The sequence below is a fragment of the Bacillus sp. JS genome (assembly GCF_000259365.1).
In the GTDB taxonomy this organism is placed as follows: Bacteria; Bacillota; Bacilli; order Bacillales; family Bacillaceae; genus Bacillus; species Bacillus stercoris.
Genome location: NC_017743.1, coordinates 1,780,617 through 1,798,814 on the forward strand (window position 1 = coordinate 1,780,617; position 18,198 = coordinate 1,798,814).

Here is an 18,198-nt window from a genome sequence, read left to right on the forward strand (position 1 = left end):
TTTGGGGGTGAACGAATGGCTAAAATGAGAGTATACGAATATGCAAAAGCGTTAAATGTTTCAAGTAAGGAAATTTTGACCGCACTGAAAAACATGGATTTAGAAGTGAATAATCACATGGCCATGCTAGAAGAAAAGGCCATTAAAAAGCTTGATGCCAAATATAAAAAAGGCGGCGCTGCCGCTAAATCTCAAAAGCCAGCAGAAACGAACAAAAACAAACAGCCACAAGGGGTTAATCAGCAATCAGCTGGAAATCAACCAAACAAAATTCGAGACGGAAAGAAGAATGACGTGCAGAATAATCAATTTAACAAAAACAAGAAGAATAACAACAACAAAAAAAATAAACGCAACCACAACAATAAAAACCAACATCAGCAAAAGCCTGTAAAACCGAAAAAAGAGCTTCCTGAGAAAATTACATTCTCTGGCACTTTAACAGTTGGCGCACTTGCTGAAGAGCTTGGCAAAGAGCCTTCAGAAATCATTAAAAAGCTGATGCTTCTTGGCGTAATGGCAACTATTAACCAAGAGCTTGATAAAGACACAATCGAACTCATTGCATCAGAATATGGTGTTGAAACAGAAGAGGTCATTGTGCTTGAAGAAACAGAGCTGGAAAAATACGAAGAGCCTGATAAAGAAGAGGATCTTGAAATTCGTCCACCTGTTGTAACAATCATGGGCCACGTTGACCATGGGAAAACGACGCTTCTTGACAGCATCCGTAAAACAAAGGTTGTTGAAGGAGAAGCTGGCGGAATCACTCAGCATATCGGCGCTTATCAAATTGAAGAGAACGGCAAGAAAATCACGTTCTTGGATACACCGGGCCACGCCGCATTTACAACGATGCGTGCACGCGGTGCAGAAGTAACGGATATTACGATTCTCGTCGTAGCTGCCGATGACGGTGTAATGCCGCAAACAGTAGAAGCGATTAACCATGCTAAAGCAGCAGAGGTTCCAATCATCGTTGCTGTGAATAAAATTGATAAAGAATCCGCAAACCCTGACCGTGTGATGCAAGAACTGACGGAATACGGACTTGTCCCTGAAGCTTGGGGCGGAGAGACCATTTTTGTGCCGCTTTCCGCTTTAACTGGAAAAGGCATTGATGAGCTCATTGAAATGATCTTGCTTGTCAGTGAGGTAGAGGAATTGAAAGCGAACCCGAACCGTCAGGCAAAAGGAACGGTTATTGAAGCTGAACTCGATAAAGGCAGAGGGTCAGTCGCGACATTGCTCGTGCAGACTGGAACACTGCATGTCGGTGATCCGATCGTAGTCGGCAATACATTTGGCCGTGTCCGTGCGATGGTCAACGACATTGGCCGCCGTGTAAAAACTGCCGGTCCGTCTACTCCGGTTGAAATTACCGGTTTGAATGATGTCCCTCAAGCGGGAGACCAATTCCTTGTATTTAAGGATGAAAAAACAGCTCGTTCTGTCGGTGAAGCCCGTGCTTCGAAACAGCTTGAAGAGCAGCGCAGCGATAAAGCGAAGCTCAGTCTTGATGACTTATTCGAGCAAATTAAACAAGGTGATGTAAAAGACATCAATCTCATCGTAAAAGCCGACGTTCAAGGATCTGCAGAAGCTTTAACGGCTGCACTTCAAAAAATTGAAGTAGAAGGCGTTAAAGTGAAAATCATCCATACAGGCGTTGGTGCGATTACTGAATCTGACATTATCTTGGCATCTGCTTCCAATGCAATTGTTATCGGGTTTAATGTGAGACCGGACGGAAATGCTAAGAGTACGGCTGAAGCTGAAAATGTAGATATTCGACTTCACCGTATCATTTACAAAGTAATCGACGAGATTGAAGCTGCCATGAAAGGTATGCTTGATCCTGAATATGAAGAAAAAGTGATTGGTCAAGTAGAAGTGCGCCAAACATTCAAAGTATCTAAAATTGGTACAATTGCTGGCGGATATGTTACTGAAGGAACCATTACTCGCGACAGCGGCCTCCGTTTAATTCGTGACGGCGTCGTCATCTTCGAAGGCGAAGTAGATGTTCTGAAGCGCTTTAAAGACGATGTGAAAGAAGTTTCACAAGGCTATGAATGTGGTATTACAATTAAGAAATACAATGACATTCGTGAAGGTGACATCCTTGAAGCGTTTGTCATGCAAGAAATTGAAAGAACGTGATCGGATTTGCGGAGTGTGAATGCATCATTTATGATGCAGGATCGCTAAAAGAAAAGCGCGCCGTTCTGAAGCGGATTTTAACCAGGGTTCAAAACAAGTTCAATGTTTCGATTTCGGAGATTGGCTATCAGGACACCTGGCAAAGAACCAGCTTCGGAATCGCCGCTGTTTCTTCCTCTCGCGTTCAAACAGAAAAAGAACTGCAGCGCGTCCTAGCGTTTATCGATTCTTTTCCTGAAATTGAACGGACGATCACTAGGACAGAGTGGTTTTAACTTAGAGGTGATTGAATTGAGTATGAGAGCAAACCGTGTCGGCGAGCAAATGAAAAAAGAACTCGGTGATATTATCAGCCGCAAGCTGAAAGACCCGAGAATTGGTTTTCTGACAGTAACGGATGTACGTGTATCAGGTGATTTGCAAATTGCAAAGGTGTATATCTCGGTTCTCGGTGACGAGAAAAAACGGGAAGAAGCACTGAAAGGGCTGGCAAAAGCGAAAGGATTTATCCGATCCGAAATCGGCAGCCGCATCAGGCTTCGTAAAACGCCTGAAATTGAATTTGAGTTCGATGAATCAATCGATTACGGAAATCGAATCGAAACATTGATTCACGAATTACATTCAGAGAAACCATCTGAATAAAAAATGAGAGGATAGGCGTATATCGTCTGTCCTCTTTCTTCGTTTTTAAGAAAAAAGCTAAAAAAGAAGGAGTGAAAGGCAAATGGTTAACGGAGTTCTCCTTTTACATAAACCTGTTGGCATGACATCGCACGACTGTGTCATGAAGATCCGAAAACTGTTGAAAACAAAAAAAGTAGGACATACGGGAACGCTCGATCCAGAAGTGTCAGGCGTGCTTCCGATTTGTGTGGGAAGAGCGACCAAAATAGTCGAATACTTAACTGAAAAATCTAAAACATATGATGCGGAAATAACGCTTGGCTTTTCAACGACAACAGAGGATCAAACCGGAGAAACGGTGGAAACAAAGCCTGTCAATCACGATATTGATAAAGCCGATGCAGAAAAGGTTTTAAACAGTTTAAAGGGTAAACAAGAACAAATTCCGCCCATGTATTCCGCTGTAAAAGTAAACGGCAAAAAATTATACGAATACGCAAGAGCGGGGATTGAAGTAGAACGTCCGAAACGTATGATTACCATTGAAGACATTGCCCTGACAACAGAAATTAAACATAATGGAGAAACCGCAAGCTTCCGGTTTACAGTAACATGCTCCAAAGGGACCTATGTAAGGACGCTGGCGGTCATGATCGGTGAAAAGCTCGGATATCCGGCTCATATGTCTCATTTAATCCGTAAGGCATCCGGAGATTTTTCTCTCGACGAATGCTTTACTTTTGACGAACTGGAGGCACAGGTCCAATCCGGAACCGTGGAAGAGCATATAGTCCCTATTGAACGTGCGCTCAATCATTTGCCGAAATGGATCATAAGTGATACATTAGCTAAGAAAGTAGAAAATGGGGCTTTGCTTGAGACGCCCGAGCAGTTTTCTGAAATGACAAGTGAAGACCGAATTGCCGTCTTTACTGAATCCGGAAGCTGTTTGGCAATCTATCTCCCCCATCCTGCGAAAAAAGGGCTGTTAAAGCCGGCAAAAGTATTGATGCAAAAAAGCGAACAATAGAAAAAAGGTGACCGTTCTGTGAAGACGATACATATTACACATCCTCATCATTTAATGAAAGAGGAGCAGGCAAAATCAGTGATGGCGTTAGGTTATTTTGACGGCGTTCATCTTGGACATCAGAAGGTAATCGGCACAGCGAAGCAAATAGCCGAAGAAAAAGGCCTGACATTGGCTGTGATGACCTTTCATCCTCATCCTTCTCACGTTTTGGGCAGGGATAAGGAGCCAAAGGATCTAATTACGCCTCTTGAAGATAAAATAGACCAAATTGAACAATTAGGTACAGAAATTCTGTATGTCGTTAAATTTAACGAAGTGTTTGCTTCTCTTTCTCCCAAGCAGTTTATAGACCAGTATATCATCGGCCTTAATGTGCAGCACGCAGTGGCAGGCTTTGACTTTACGTACGGCAAATACGGCAAGGGTACAATGGAGACCATGCCGGCTGAATTAGACGGAAAAGCTGAGTGCACCATGGTAGAAAAATTAACGGAGCAGGATAAAAAAATCAGTTCTTCGTATATCCGTACCGCGCTTCAAAACGGAGATGTTGAATTGGCGAATGTCTTGCTTGGACAGCCTTATTTTATAAAAGGAATTGTGATTCATGGTGATAAAAGAGGGCGGACCATCGGGTTTCCGACAGCAAATGTCGGTTTAAATAACAGCTATATCGTTCCGCCAACGGGTGTATATGCCGTAAAAGCGGAAGTGAACGGCGAAGTCTACAATGGCGTTTGCAATATCGGCTATAAGCCGACGTTTTATGAAAAGCGCCCTGAACAGCCTTCCATTGAGGTCAATCTGTTTGATTTCGATCAAGAGGTATATGGAGCCGCTATAAAAATCGAATGGTACAAACGAATTCGGAGCGAGCGAAAATTCAATGGCATCAAAGAATTAACAGAGCAAATTGAGAAAGATAAGCAGGAAGCCATCCGTTATTTCAACAATTTGCGGAAATAACTTGCAACGCACGCAAATTTTATTCTAAAATATTTGCATATAGGCACGATTTTTAGTATGATAGTTTTCGTAGTCTTAAAACCATTGCTTGGCAATCCGAAGTCACCGACGGTTGCTAGGTAACTGGGGCTAAATATGATTTGGAGGTGAAACAGGATGGCAATTACTCAAGAGCGTAAAAACCAACTCATCAACGAGTTCAAAACACACGAATCTGATACTGGATCTCCAGAAGTTCAGATCGCTATCCTAACTGACTCAATTAACAACTTGAACGAGCATTTACGTACTCACAAGAAAGACCACCACTCACGTCGCGGTCTTCTTAAAATGGTAGGTAAGCGTCGTAATCTTCTTACGTATCTACGTAATAAAGACGTAACTCGTTACCGTGAGTTAATTAACAAACTAGGCTTACGTCGATAATCGTAAAAAGCGGGAGGATTCCCGCTTTTTTATCGTATTAAAGCGAAATTTCTTATAACAAATCATTGAAATCCTTTTACATACTACTTTGACATTGATATGTTCAATTCATTTCGTTCATAATAGGAGTAATTGATTATTTCACACAACGAAGAGAGGAGTTCGTAATCGTATGGGACAAGAAAAACACGTCTTTACCATAGATTGGGCCGGAAGAACGCTTACTGTTGAAACCGGCCAGCTTGCCAAACAGGCAAATGGTGCTGTGATGATCCGCTACGGTGATACAGCAGTACTTAGTACAGCAACCGCTTCAAAAGAACCAAAACCGCTTGATTTCTTCCCTCTTACTGTAAACTATGAAGAAAGATTATATGCGGTAGGGAAAATTCCGGGCGGCTTTATTAAAAGAGAAGGACGCCCGAGTGAAAAAGCGGTTCTTGCCAGCCGTTTAATTGACCGTCCGATCCGTCCTTTGTTTGCCGATGGATTCCGTAATGAAGTTCAAGTCATCAGCATTGTCATGAGTGTTGACCAAAACTGCTCTTCAGAAATGGCTGCCATGTTCGGTTCATCTCTTGCGCTTTCTGTATCGGATATTCCGTTTGAAGGACCAATTGCAGGGGTTACTGTCGGACGCATTGATGATCAATTTATCATTAACCCAACAGTTGATCAGCTTGAAAAAAGCGACATCAATCTTGTCGTTGCCGGCACGAAAGATGCCATTAACATGGTAGAAGCGGGAGCGGACGAAGTTCCTGAGGAAATCATGCTTGAAGGCATTATGTTCGGCCATGAAGAGATTAAACGCCTGATTGCATTCCAAGAAGAAATTGTTGCGGCAGTTGGCAAAGAGAAATCAGAAATTAAGCTCTTTGAAATTGATGAAGAGCTTAACGAAAAAGTAAAAGCTTTAGCAGAAGAGGATCTGCTGAAAGCTATCCAAGTTCATGAAAAGCATGCTCGAGAAGATGCCATTAACGAAGTGAAGAGCGCAGTTGTGGCAAAATTCGAGGATGAAGAGCATGATGAAGATACAATCAAACAAGTGAAGCAGATTTTATCTAAGCTGGTGAAAAATGAAGTTCGCCGCCTGATTACTGAAGAGAAAGTAAGACCGGACGGCCGAGGTGTCGATCAAATCCGCCCGCTTTCTTCAGAAGTTGGCCTCTTGCCAAGAACGCACGGTTCAGGTCTATTTACAAGGGGACAAACTCAGGCCCTCAGCGTATGTACGCTAGGTGCTCTGGGAGATGTGCAAATCCTTGACGGCTTAGGTGTCGAAGAGTCGAAACGGTTTATGCATCACTACAACTTCCCGCAATTTAGCGTTGGGGAAACAGGACCGATGCGCGGACCGGGACGTCGTGAAATCGGACATGGAGCACTGGGTGAGCGCGCGCTTGAGCCAGTTATTCCGTCTGAAAAAGACTTTCCTTATACTGTCCGTCTTGTTTCAGAAGTGCTTGAATCAAACGGTTCTACGTCTCAAGCAAGCATTTGCGCAAGCACACTTGCAATGATGGATGCAGGTGTACCGATTAAAGCGCCAGTTGCTGGTATTGCGATGGGTCTTGTCAAATCAGGCGAACATTACACTGTTTTGACTGACATCCAAGGCATGGAAGACGCGCTTGGAGATATGGACTTTAAAGTAGCGGGAACTGAAAAAGGCGTAACGGCCCTGCAAATGGACATTAAAATTGAAGGCCTTTCCAGAGAGATTCTTGAAGAAGCGCTTCAGCAGGCGAAAAAGGGCAGAATGGAAATCCTCAACAGCATGCTTGCAACATTAAGCGAATCAAGAAAAGAGCTTTCTCGATATGCGCCTAAGATCTTAACAATGACCATTAATCCTGATAAAATCCGCGATGTCATCGGACCAAGCGGAAAACAAATCAATAAGATCATCGAAGAAACCGGTGTTAAAATTGATATTGAGCAGGACGGCACAATCTTCATTTCTTCTACAGATGAAAGCGGCAACCAAAAAGCGAAAAAAATCATTGAAGACCTTGTCAGAGAGGTTGAAGTCGGCCAGCTTTACCTAGGTAAAGTGAAACGGATTGAAAAATTCGGGGCTTTCGTTGAAATTTTCAGCGGAAAAGACGGTTTGGTGCACATTTCAGAGCTTGCGCTTGAACGCGTAGGGAAAGTTGAAGATGTTGTGAAGATCGGAGACGAGATTCTTGTCAAGGTCACTGAAATTGACAAACAAGGACGAGTGAATTTGTCTCGCAAAGCGGTGCTCCGTGAAGAGAAAGAAAAAGAAGAACAACAATCTTAAATGAAAACATAAAAGGAGCCTGGGAGACCCGGCTTCTTTATTTTGAAGCTTTTCAAAAGCAGGCGGGTTCTACCTTGTCCTTCTTCTTCATAATGTGAGGTGAGGGGGGACAGAACATGTACAAAAAATTTGTACCGTTTGCCGTTTTTTTATTTCTTTTTTTTGTCTCATTTGAGATGATGGAAAATCCGCATGCACTTGATTATATAGGGGCAATGAAAAAAGATACGGTGACTGTCACGGCGTCCAAAGACCCGTTATATGAAGAATTGCTTCAAAAAGCGCCGGAGTACGAAGTTAAGCCCCAGAATGCAAGAATCGATAAAGTGTGGAAAAGCATTCCTGGCTACAATGGATTAAAGGTCAATATTGAACAATCATATAAAAAAATGAAAAAGCATGGCGAGTTTCGGGAAAATGACCTGGTGTACAGCCAAGTAAAACCAAGCGTTCATCTTGAGTCACTTCAGCCTGAGCCTATTTATAAAGGAAATCCTGACAAACCGATGGTGGCTTTTTTAATCAATGTGGCATGGGGAAATGAGTATTTGGAAAAAATGCTTCCTATTCTGCAAAAGCACCATGTCAAAGCTACGTTCTTTTTAGAAGGCAATTGGGTGAGAAACAATGAACAGCTCGCTAAGAAGATTGCAAAAGACGGACATGAAATCGGAAATCATTCATACAATCATCCGGATATGAGCAAACTGACTACAGGAAGAATTTCCGAGCAGCTCGACAAGACAAATGAGCAAATAGAACAAACGATCGGCGTTAAGCCAAAGTGGTTCGCTCCGCCTAGCGGAAGTTTCAGAAAAGCGGTTATCGATATTGCAGCTGAGAAACAGATGGGAACAGTTATGTGGACAGTTGATACAATCGATTGGCAAAAGCCGGCTCCGTCTGTACTTCAGACAAGAGTGTTAAGCAAGATACATAATGGTGCCATGATTTTAATGCATCCGACTGACCCTACGGCGGAAAGTCTTGAAGCGCTGATTACAAAGATAAAAGACAAAGGATACGCACTTGGAACAGTCACTGAACTAATGGATGAAACAAGACTATTGAAGTAACAGATGAAGGCAGCTTGTCTTTGAATAGGAGGAACAAATTTGATTAAACGATATACGTGTCAAAATGGTGTAAGAGTTGTGCTGGAAAATAACCCGACAGTCCGTTCTGTTGCGATCGGCGTATGGATCGGCACAGGGTCGAGACATGAAACGCCGGAGATAAACGGAATTTCTCACTTTTTAGAGCACATGTTCTTTAAAGGGACGAGCACAAAATCTGCACGTGAGATAGCAGAATCTTTTGATCGTATTGGCGGTCAAGTCAATGCGTTTACTTCAAAGGAATATACCTGCTACTATGCAAAGGTGCTTGACGAGCATGCGAATTACGCGCTGGACGTATTAGCAGATATGTTCTTTCATTCAACGTTTGATGAAAACGAGCTGAAAAAAGAGAAAAATGTAGTATATGAAGAAATTAAAATGTACGAAGATGCGCCGGACGACATTGTGCATGATTTACTGAGCAAAGCCACTTACGGCAATCATTCTTTAGGCTACCCAATTCTTGGCACGGAAGAAACGCTTGCTTCCTTTAACGGTGACTCTCTCAGACAATACATGCATGATTATTATACGCCGGACCGAGTGGTGATTTCGGTAGCGGGCAATATATCTGACAGTTTTATCAAAGATGTAGAAAAATGGTTCGGGTCATACGAGGCGAAAGGCAAAGCGACAGGCCTTGAGAAGCCTGAGTTCCACACGGAAAAACTGACGAGAAAAAAAGAAACAGAGCAGGCTCATTTGTGCCTTGGATTTAAAGGCTTAGAGGTTGGCCATGAACGTATTTATGATTTAATCGTCCTCAACAATGTGCTCGGAGGCAGCATGAGCAGCCGGCTGTTCCAAGATGTCCGTGAAGATAAAGGCCTTGCTTATTCTGTTTACAGCTACCACAGCTCGTATGAAGACAGCGGAATGCTAACGATTTACGGCGGAACGGGTGCAAATCAGCTTCAGCAGCTGTCAGAAACAATTCAAGAAACGCTTGCTACATTAAAACGTGACGGTATTACTTCGAAAGAGCTGGAAAACAGCAAAGAGCAAATGAAGGGAAGCTTAATGCTGAGCTTAGAAAGCACAAATAGCAAAATGAGCCGAAACGGGAAAAATGAACTGCTTCTCGGCAAACATAAAACATTAGATCAGATCATCAATGAATTAAACGCCGTGAACTTAGAGCGTGTCAACGGCCTTGCCAGACAATTGTTCACCGAAGACTATGCATTAGCACTGATCAGCCCTTCCGGCAATATGCCATCTTAAAAAGGAAAGCCTGCCCAATAATGGGGCAGGCATTTTTTAATCCTTTTCATCATACATAGTACAAGGGGGTGACAGACATGCGGCTCAGTGAATTATCAGGAAAGGAAATTGTAGACATCAAAAGAGCTGAACGGCTCGGAGTGCTCGGCCAGACCGATTTAGAAATTAATGAACAGGATGGACAAATTACAGCACTCCTCATTCCCACAGTTAAGTGGTTTGGTTTAAGAAAACAAGGTCATGACATTCGCGTCCCATGGCATCATATTCAAAAGATCGGATCAGATATGATCATATTAGATGTACCTGAGGAAATGTCTCCTCGACAAGAGTAAATCGACCAATTGGGTTCTAAAGAAAACATCTGAAACATCGGCTGCCAGAGCCGATGTTTTTTTATATAGAAAAAGCGCATCTTTTATATTCACCGGTATTTCCTTTTGATCATAAGATGAAGGGGAGCTTAACAACTAGAGATCCAGTATATACAAAGAAGGTGAACGTTTAGAATGTTAACCGGATTGAAAATTGCAGTTATCGGCGGTGACGCAAGACAGCTCGAAATTATAAGAAAGCTCACTGAACAGCAGGCTGACATCTATCTTGTCGGATTTGACCAATTGGATCACGGTTTTACCGGAGCAGTAAAATGCAATATTGATGAAATTCCTTTTCAACAAATAGATAGCATCATTCTCCCAGTATCCGCAACAACAGGAGAAGGTGTCGTATCGACTGTATTTTCGAATGAAGAGGTTGTGTTAAAACAGGACCATCTCAACAAAACGCCTGCACATTGTGTTATTTTCTCGGGTATTTCTAATGCCTATTTAGAAAACATTGCAGCTCAGGCAAAAAGAAAACTTGTTAAGCTGTTTGAGCGGGATGACATTGCGATATACAACTCTATTCCGACAGTAGAAGGAACGATTATGCTGGCTATTCAGCACACGGATTATACGATACACGGATCTCAGGTGGCCGTTCTCGGTCTCGGGCGCACCGGGATGACGATTGCCCGGACATTTGCCGCGCTCGGGGCGAATGTAAAAGTGGGAGCAAGAAGTTCAGCGCATCTGGCACGTATCACTGAAATGGGGCTCGTTCCTTTTCATACCGATGAGCTGAAAGAGCATGTGAAAGATATAGATATTTGCATTAATACCATACCGAGTATGATTTTAAATCAAGCGGTACTTTCTTGTATGACACCGAAAACCTTAATATTGGATCTGGCCTCACGTCCCGGAGGAACGGATTTTAAATATGCAGAAAAACAGGGGATTAAAGCACTTCTTGCTCCCGGCCTTCCAGGGATTGTCGCTCCTAAAACGGCTGGGCAAATCCTTGCAAACGTCTTGAGCAAGCTTTTGGCTGAAATACAAGCTGAGGAGGGGAAATAAGGATGTCGTCATTAAAAGGAAAAAGAATCGGGTTCGGGCTGACCGGGTCGCATTGCACATATGAAGCGGTTTTTCCGCAAATTGAGGCGTTGGTCAACGAAGGAGCTGAAGTTCGTCCGGTTGTCACATTTAACGTAAAATCCACAAATACCCGATTTGGAGAGGGTGCAGAATGGGTTAAAAAAATTGAAGACCTGACTGGATATGAGGCCATTGATTCGATTGTAAAGGCAGAACCCCTTGGGCCGAAGCTGCCCCTTGACTGCATGGTCATTGCGCCTTTAACAGGCAATTCAATGAGCAAGCTGGCAAATGCCATGACGGACAGCCCGGTGCTGATGGCGGCAAAAGCGACAATCCGAAACAATCGGCCAGTCGTTCTAGGTATCTCAACAAATGATGCACTCGGTTTAAACGGAACAAATTTAATGAGGCTCATGTCAACAAAAAATATCTTTTTTATTCCATTCGGGCAAGACGATCCATTTAAAAAACCGAATTCAATGGTAGCCAAAATGGATCTGCTTCCGCAAACGATTGAAAAGGCACTATTGCACCAGCAGCTTCAGCCGGTTCTCGTTGAGAATTATCAGGGAAATGACTAAATTTACAGAAAATCATTCCCAAACTAAAAAATTCGGTCATCACCCGCATATTCTATGGTAAAATAAAACGTAAAATCATAGTCAAATCAATTCAATGAAGCTGATTGGCGGAAGGAGTTTTACAGATGGGAAGAGGTTTACACGTAGCTGTTGTCGGAGCGACAGGGGCTGTGGGACAACAAATGCTTAAAACACTTGAAGACAGAAACTTTGAAATGGACACACTTACATTGCTATCTTCAAAACGCTCTGCGGGGACAAAAGTCACGTTTAAAGGCCAAGAGCTGACTGTTCAGGAAGCTTCTCCTGAGAGCTTTGAAGGGGTAAATATTGCTTTGTTCAGCGCCGGCGGAAGCGTATCACAAGCATTGGCACCAGAAGCTGTAAAACGCGGCGCTATTGTTATAGATAATACGAGCGCATTCCGCATGGACGAAAATACACCGCTTGTTGTGCCAGAAGTGAATGAGGCAGACTTGCATGAACACAACGGCATTATTGCCAATCCAAACTGCTCTACAATCCAAATGGTTGCGGCTCTTGAGCCGATCCGTAAAACATACGGCTTAAACAAAGTCATCGTATCAACTTACCAGGCAGTATCAGGAGCGGGTAATGAAGCTGTAAAAGAGCTTTACAGCCAAACACAGGCAATTTTAAATAAAGAAGAAATAGAGCCTGAGATCATGCCTGTAAAAGGTGACAAAAAACACTATCAAATCGCCTTCAACGCGATTCCGCAAATTGATAAATTCCAGGATAACGGCTATACGTTTGAAGAAATGAAAATGATCAATGAAACGAAAAAAATCATGCACATGCCTGACCTTCAAGTAGCGGCTACATGTGTGAGACTGCCAATTCAAACTGGGCACTCAGAGTCTGTCTACATTGAAATAGACCGTGATGACGCTACAGTTGAAGATATTAAAAATCTATTAAAAGAAGCTCCGGGTGTGACACTTCAGGATGACCCGAGCCAGCAGCTTTATCCGATGCCTGCTGATGCTGTCGGCAAAAACGATGTGTTTGTAGGCCGCATCCGTAAAGACTTGGACAGAGCAAACGGTTTTCATTTATGGGTTGTTTCTGATAACCTATTAAAAGGCGCAGCATGGAACTCTGTTCAAATTGCAGAAAGCCTGAAAAAACTAAACCTCGTATAAAAGAGAGAATTTCCTAAAGACGAATAGAAGAGAGTAAGGCACTATCAGCCTGCTCTCTTCTGTTACGTCCGAATAATTTGGAGTGAAAACAGTGAAGATAATTGTTCAAAAGTTCGGCGGAACATCAGTAAAAGATGATAAAGGCCGCAAACTGGCTTTAGAGCATATTAAAGAAGCAATCAGTGAAGGATATAAGGTTGTCGTTGTCGTTTCAGCGATGGGCCGAAAAGGAGACCCGTATGCAACAGATTCTTTGCTGGGGCTGCTTTACGGCGATCAGTCAGCGATTTCTCCAAGGGAGCAGGATTTGCTTTTATCTTGCGGAGAGACCATTTCCTCTGTCGTATTTACAAGCATGCTGCTTGATAACGGTGTGAAAGCAGCTGCGCTGACAGGGGCTCAGGCTGGCTTTTTAACGAATGATCAGCATACCAATGCGAAAATCATTGAAATGAGACCGGAGCGTTTATTCGGTATGCTCGCCAATCATGATGCGGTCGTCGTCGCAGGCTTCCAGGGCGCAACTGAAAAAGGTGATACAACAACAATCGGCAGAGGGGGCAGTGATACGTCTGCAGCCGCACTCGGAGCAGCTGTTGATGCAGAATACATCGATATTTTCACCGATGTAGAAGGTGTAATGACTGCAGACCCAAGAGTTGTGGAAAATGCGAAACCGCTTCCTGTCGTGACGTATACGGAAATCTGCAACCTAGCGTATCAGGGGGCTAAGGTCATTCATCCGCGTGCTGTGGAAATCGCGATGCAGGCCAAGGTTCCGATCCGCGTGCGTTCGACTTATTCGAAGGATAAAGGTACATTGGTGACATCACATCACTCTTCCAAGGTCGGCAGTGATGTTTTTGAAAGGCTGATTACGGGAATCGCTCATGTCAAAGATGTCACGCAGTTCAAGGTGCCTTCCAAAATCGGCCAGTATAATGTTCAGACTGAAGTGTTCAAGGCAATGGCGAACGCTGGAATCAGTGTCGATTTCTTTAACATTACACCTAGTGAAATCGTTTATACGGTAGCCGGAAATAAAACAGAAACAGCTCAGCGTATTTTAATGGATATGGGCTATGATCCAATGGTAACAAGAAACTGCGCGAAGGTATCGGCGGTCGGTGCGGGCATTATGGGTGTTCCCGGTGTTACGTCCAAAATTGTGTCAGCTCTTTCAGAAAAAGAAATTCCGATTCTTCAGTCGGCTGACAGCCATACGACGATATGGGTGCTCGTCCATGAAGCGGATATGGTTCCTGCTGTAAACGCTTTGCATGAAGTGTTTGAACTTTCCAAGTAAATGTGATTGAATCATGATGAGGTGAATAAAATGAATTTCGGAAATGTGTCTACAGCGATGATTACACCTTTTGACAATAAAGGGAACGTAGACTTTCAAAAACTGTCTACACTGATTGACTACTTGTTGAAAAACGGAACGGATTCTTTAGTAGTAGCGGGAACAACTGGAGAATCTCCAACCCTATCAACTGAAGAAAAAATTGCGCTTTTTGAATATACGGTAAAAGAAGTAAACGGACGGGTTCCGGTTATCGCCGGTACTGGAAGCAACAATACGAAAGATTCCATTAAGCTGACAAAAAAAGCTGAGGAAGCAGGCGTGGACGCTGTTATGCTTGTTACGCCGTATTACAATAAACCTTCCCAAGAGGGAATGTACCAGCATTTTAAAGCAATTTCGGCAGAGACATCACTTCCGGTTATGCTTTATAATGTTCCGGGCCGTACGGTTGCTTCTCTGGCTCCTGAAACGACGATCCGTTTGGCGGCAGACATTCCGAATGTTGTTGCGATTAAAGAAGCGAGCGGCGACCTCGAAGCGATTACAAAAATTATTGCTGAAACGCCTGAAGACTTCTATGTCTATTCAGGGGATGACGCTCTGACGCTTCCAATTCTTTCAGTTGGAGGAAGAGGAGTTGTGTCAGTGGCGAGCCATATCGCAGGCACAGATATGCAGCAAATGATCAAAAATTATACGAATGGGCAAACAGCTAATGCGGCACTGATTCATCAGAAACTGCTGCCGATTATGAAGGAACTGTTTAAAGCGCCTAACCCTGCTCCAGTCAAAACAGCGCTTCAGCTGAGAGGTCTTGATGTCGGTTCTGTGCGTCTGCCTCTTGTCCCGTTAACCGAGGATGAACGTCTGAGCTTAAGCAGCACGATCAGCGAACTGTAAGAAAATTTCATACAGTGAAACAAACGCGGTCATTCTCACATTCAGCTGAGTTTGACCGTTTCTTTTACATATTGGTTTTCCCTAAACCTTCTGCTTTATCTTGTTTTCTAAATTTACTTTCAGTTATAATAGGAACAAGTGATGATGGACGGGTATGAGACTAGGAGGATATAGATTTTGAAAAAGAAAAATACAGAAAACGTTAGAATTATCGCCCTTGGCGGTGTCGGAGAGATTGGGAAGAACCTTTATGTCATCGAAATTGACTCAGACATTTTTGTCGTTGATGCCGGCCTTATGCATCCAGAAAATGAAATGCTCGGTATTGATGTGGTGATTCCTGACATATCATATTTGATTGAACGGGCTGATCGCGTCAAGGCAATCTTTTTAACGCACGGGCACGATGAAAATATCGGCGGCGTTTTTTACTTATTAAACAAGCTGTCCGTTCCGGTTTACGGAACAAAGCTGACGCTTGCGCTGTTAAGAGAGAAATTAAAACAATACGGACATAACCGAAAAACTGATTTAAGAGAAATTCACTCCAAATCTGTCATTACATTTGAATCGACAAAGGTATCGTTCTTTAGAACGATTCACAGCATCCCTGATTCTGTAGGTGTGAGCTTTAAAACATCACTTGGATCTATTGTATGCACGGGAGACTTCAAATTTGACCAAACACCTGCACTTAATCAGACGTGCGACATTGGCGAAATCGCCAAGATCGGAAATAGCGGTGTGCTTGCCCTGCTTTCTGACAGTGCAAATGCGGAACGGCCGGGTTATACTCCTTCGGAATCGGCTGTCAGCGGAGAAATTTCGGATGCGCTGTATAATTCAGAAAACCGGGTGATTATTGCTGTTTTCGCATCCAATATTAACCGGATTCAGCAAGTCATTCATGCAGCGGCTCAAAATGGCAGAAAGATTGCCGTAGCCGGAAAAAATCTTCAATCTGTCCTGCAGCTGGCAAGAAAGTTAGGATACATTGAAGCAGATGATGAATTATTTATTTCAGTACAGGATGTCAAGAAATATCCGAAGCGTGAAGTGGCCATTATTACAGCTGGAAGCCAAGGTGAACCATTAGCTGCCCTTACAAGAATGGCAAACAAAGCTCACAAACAGCTGAACATTGAAGAAGGGGATACGGTTGTCATTGCGTCAACTCCAATTCCCGGGCAGGAACTCATTTATTCTAAAACAGTGGACCTACTTGCGAGAGCCGGTGCACAAGTCATCTTTGCCCAAAAGCGTGTTCATGTATCAGGCCACGGCTCACAAGAAGAGTTAAAGCTGATGATCAATCTGCTTAAACCAAAATATTTAATTCCTGTAAACGGCGAATACAGAATGCAAAAAGCCCATTCAAAAATCGCTGAAGAAACCGGCATGAAGCGCAGTGACATCTTCTTAATTGAAAAAGGAGACGTCGTTGAGTTCCGCGGCCAAAACGTAAAAATCGGGGATAAAGTTCCTTACGGCAATATTTTAATTGATGGGTTAGGTGTCGGTGATATCGGCAATATCGTATTGAGAGACCGCCGCTTGCTTTCACAGGACGGAATCTTAATCGTTGTCATTACACTTGATAAACAAAAGAAACATCTTGTATCAGGACCAGAAATTATCACTCGCGGTTTTGTTTATGTAAGAGAGTCTGAAGGTCTTATCGTACAGGCTACTGAGCTTGTTCGTTCCATCGTGACAGAAGCGACTGAAACATCAAATGTTGAATGGTCAACGCTGAAGCAGGCAATGCGTGATGCTTTGAACCAATTCCTTTATGAAAAAACGAAACGTAAACCGATGATCATCCCAATTATTATGGAAGTATAATGACTGACTAAAGACCGGAGCAGCTCCGGTCTTTATTTTTTTGCCCTTTAAGCCGGGATTGAATTGAGTATCTTTGTTCATAATACAAAGAGAAACTCGGAAAGGGTGAAAGCGAGATGGATCATCGTATGGAAAATACAGAAGAAGAGCGTTCTGAAAAAAATGATGCGAAAGACAGCATTATGAATAAAATACAGCAGCTTGGTGAAACGTCACTTCCACAGCTGCCCCAAGATACAAATATTCATTGTCTGACTATAATCGGACAAATAGAAGGCCATGTTCAGCTCCCTCCGCAAAACAAAACAACAAAATATGAGCATGTCATCCCACAGATTGTGGCAATTGAACAAAATCCTAAAATTGAAGGCCTGCTGATTATATTAAATACTGTGGGAGGAGATGTTGAAGCCGGTCTAGCAATTGCGGAAATGCTGGCATCTTTATCGAAACCGACCGTTTCTATCGTGCTTGGCGGGGGTCATTCCATCGGCGTTCCGATTGCTGTATCCTGTGATTACAGCTATATCGCCGAAACAGCAACGATGACGATTCACCCCGTTAGGCTCACAGGTCTGGTCATCGGGGTGCCGCAAACGTTTGAATACCTGGATAAGATGCAAGAAAGAGTTGTTAAATTTGTCACAAGCCATTCCAATATAACCGAAGAGAAATTTAAAGAGCTAATGTTTTCAAAAGGAAACTTAACACGGGATATCGGAACAAATGTAGTCGGTAAGGATGCAGTTGAATACGGATTGATTGATCACGCAGGCGGCGTCGGACAGGCAATCAATAAACTGAATGAGCTCATAGAGGCAGCAAGGAAAGAAGAAGGACGGATGATTCAATGATTCTGTATACCGTGATGCCGCAGGAAATTGTGTTTGCAGAACAGAACCAAGAAACGAGCGCACATGAGCAAATAGAATATAAAGGTGTACCGCTTCTGGTCGAAATGAAAGGAAATGAAGCGGAAGTCATTCAAATTATGAGCACAAACCCAATGCATTTTCTGCATCCGGACATTTCACCGGGACAAAAGCTGAAATTAAACGTATAAGAATCCAATCCTTTTTTAAGGGCAAAATATGCTATAATAGGGGAATCCTACAGAAAA

The 18,198-nt window shown here is 43.1% G+C and carries 18 protein-coding genes; all 18 read left to right on the forward strand.

The features are described 5' to 3' along the window. Positions 1 to 15 precede the first annotated feature (15 nt). The 18 genes from infB (at position 16) to tepJ (ending at position 18,141) form a co-directional block, all read left to right on the forward strand. Positions 16 to 2,163, forward strand: coding sequence for a translation initiation factor IF-2 (gene infB / locus MY9_RS09115; RefSeq protein ID WP_014663997.1), 2,148 nt, complete (start codon positions 16 to 18; stop codon positions 2,161 to 2,163). After that, entirely contained in the window at positions 2,160 to 2,438 is a 279-nt protein-coding gene (locus MY9_RS09120; RefSeq protein WP_003220950.1) for a DUF503 domain-containing protein, read from the forward strand. The genes infB and MY9_RS09120 overlap by 4 nt, the downstream gene beginning before the upstream one ends. A 16-nt stretch (positions 2,439 to 2,454) precedes the next feature. Next, on the forward strand, positions 2,455 to 2,808 hold the full coding sequence (gene rbfA / locus MY9_RS09125; protein ID WP_009967251.1) for a 30S ribosome-binding factor RbfA: 354 nt from the start codon (positions 2,455 to 2,457) through the stop codon (positions 2,806 to 2,808). 82 nt (positions 2,809 to 2,890) lie between these two features. Then, positions 2,891 to 3,820: a tRNA pseudouridine(55) synthase TruB gene (gene truB / locus MY9_RS09130; protein ID WP_014663998.1), complete on the forward strand. Its 930-nt coding sequence runs from the start codon at positions 2,891 to 2,893 to the stop codon at positions 3,818 to 3,820. Positions 3,821 to 3,838: 18 nt separating this feature from the next. Further along, entirely contained in the window at positions 3,839 to 4,789 is a 951-nt protein-coding gene (ribF, locus tag MY9_RS09135; protein WP_014663999.1) for a bifunctional riboflavin kinase/FAD synthetase, read from the forward strand. 156 nt (positions 4,790 to 4,945) lie between these two features. Further along, positions 4,946 to 5,215 (forward strand): 30S ribosomal protein S15, encoded by a 270-nt coding sequence (gene rpsO, locus MY9_RS09140; RefSeq protein WP_003220957.1) that lies wholly within the window; start codon positions 4,946 to 4,948, stop codon positions 5,213 to 5,215. 172 nt (positions 5,216 to 5,387) lie between these two features. Further along, positions 5,388 to 7,505 (forward strand): polyribonucleotide nucleotidyltransferase, encoded by a 2,118-nt coding sequence (gene pnp / locus MY9_RS09145; protein ID WP_014664000.1) that lies wholly within the window; start codon positions 5,388 to 5,390, stop codon positions 7,503 to 7,505. A 116-nt stretch (positions 7,506 to 7,621) separates the two neighbouring features. Then, on the forward strand, positions 7,622 to 8,581 hold the full coding sequence (locus tag MY9_RS09150; protein WP_014664001.1) for a polysaccharide deacetylase family protein: 960 nt from the start codon (positions 7,622 to 7,624) through the stop codon (positions 8,579 to 8,581). Positions 8,582 to 8,620: 39 nt separating this feature from the next. Next, a complete protein-coding gene (locus tag MY9_RS09155; RefSeq protein ID WP_014664002.1) occupies positions 8,621 to 9,850 on the forward strand; it encodes a M16 family metallopeptidase in 1,230 nt (409 codons plus the stop codon). Positions 9,851 to 9,927: 77 nt separating this feature from the next. Beyond that, positions 9,928 to 10,185 (forward strand): YlmC/YmxH family sporulation protein, encoded by a 258-nt coding sequence (locus MY9_RS09160; protein WP_014664003.1) that lies wholly within the window; start codon positions 9,928 to 9,930, stop codon positions 10,183 to 10,185. Between the two features lie 174 nt (positions 10,186 to 10,359). After that, positions 10,360 to 11,253 carry a dipicolinic acid synthetase subunit A gene (dpaA, locus tag MY9_RS09170; RefSeq protein WP_014664005.1) on the forward strand — a complete coding sequence of 298 codons (894 nt, stop codon included), beginning with the start codon at positions 10,360 to 10,362 and terminating at the stop codon, positions 11,251 to 11,253. A gap of 2 nt (positions 11,254 to 11,255) precedes the next feature. Beyond that, positions 11,256 to 11,858, forward strand: coding sequence for a dipicolinate synthase subunit B (dpaB, locus tag MY9_RS09175; RefSeq protein ID WP_014664006.1), 603 nt, complete (start codon positions 11,256 to 11,258; stop codon positions 11,856 to 11,858). Positions 11,859 to 11,983: 125 nt separating this feature from the next. Next, positions 11,984 to 13,024, forward strand: coding sequence for an aspartate-semialdehyde dehydrogenase (asd, locus tag MY9_RS09180; RefSeq protein WP_014664007.1), 1,041 nt, complete (start codon positions 11,984 to 11,986; stop codon positions 13,022 to 13,024). Positions 13,025 to 13,115: 91 nt separating this feature from the next. Beyond that, the gene (gene dapG, locus MY9_RS09185) at positions 13,116 to 14,330 is read left to right on the forward strand and encodes an aspartate kinase (protein WP_014664008.1); all 1,215 of its coding nucleotides are present in this window, start codon (positions 13,116 to 13,118) and stop codon (positions 14,328 to 14,330) included. A gap of 30 nt (positions 14,331 to 14,360) precedes the next feature. Then, positions 14,361 to 15,233, forward strand: coding sequence for a 4-hydroxy-tetrahydrodipicolinate synthase (dapA, locus tag MY9_RS09190; protein WP_014664009.1), 873 nt, complete (start codon positions 14,361 to 14,363; stop codon positions 15,231 to 15,233). Positions 15,234 to 15,410: 177 nt separating this feature from the next. Next, a complete protein-coding gene (gene rnjB, locus MY9_RS09195) occupies positions 15,411 to 17,078 on the forward strand; it encodes a ribonuclease J2 (protein WP_014664010.1) in 1,668 nt (555 codons plus the stop codon). Between the two features lie 116 nt (positions 17,079 to 17,194). Next, positions 17,195 to 17,932, forward strand: a complete 738-nt coding sequence (gene tepA / locus MY9_RS09200) for a translocation-enhancing protein TepA (RefSeq protein WP_014664011.1) — start codon at positions 17,195 to 17,197, stop codon at positions 17,930 to 17,932. After that, a complete protein-coding gene (gene tepJ / locus MY9_RS09205; RefSeq protein ID WP_003231871.1) occupies positions 17,929 to 18,141 on the forward strand; it encodes a TepA modulator TepJ in 213 nt (70 codons plus the stop codon). The genes tepA and tepJ overlap by 4 nt, the downstream gene beginning before the upstream one ends. Positions 18,142 to 18,198: the final 57 nt, after the last annotated feature.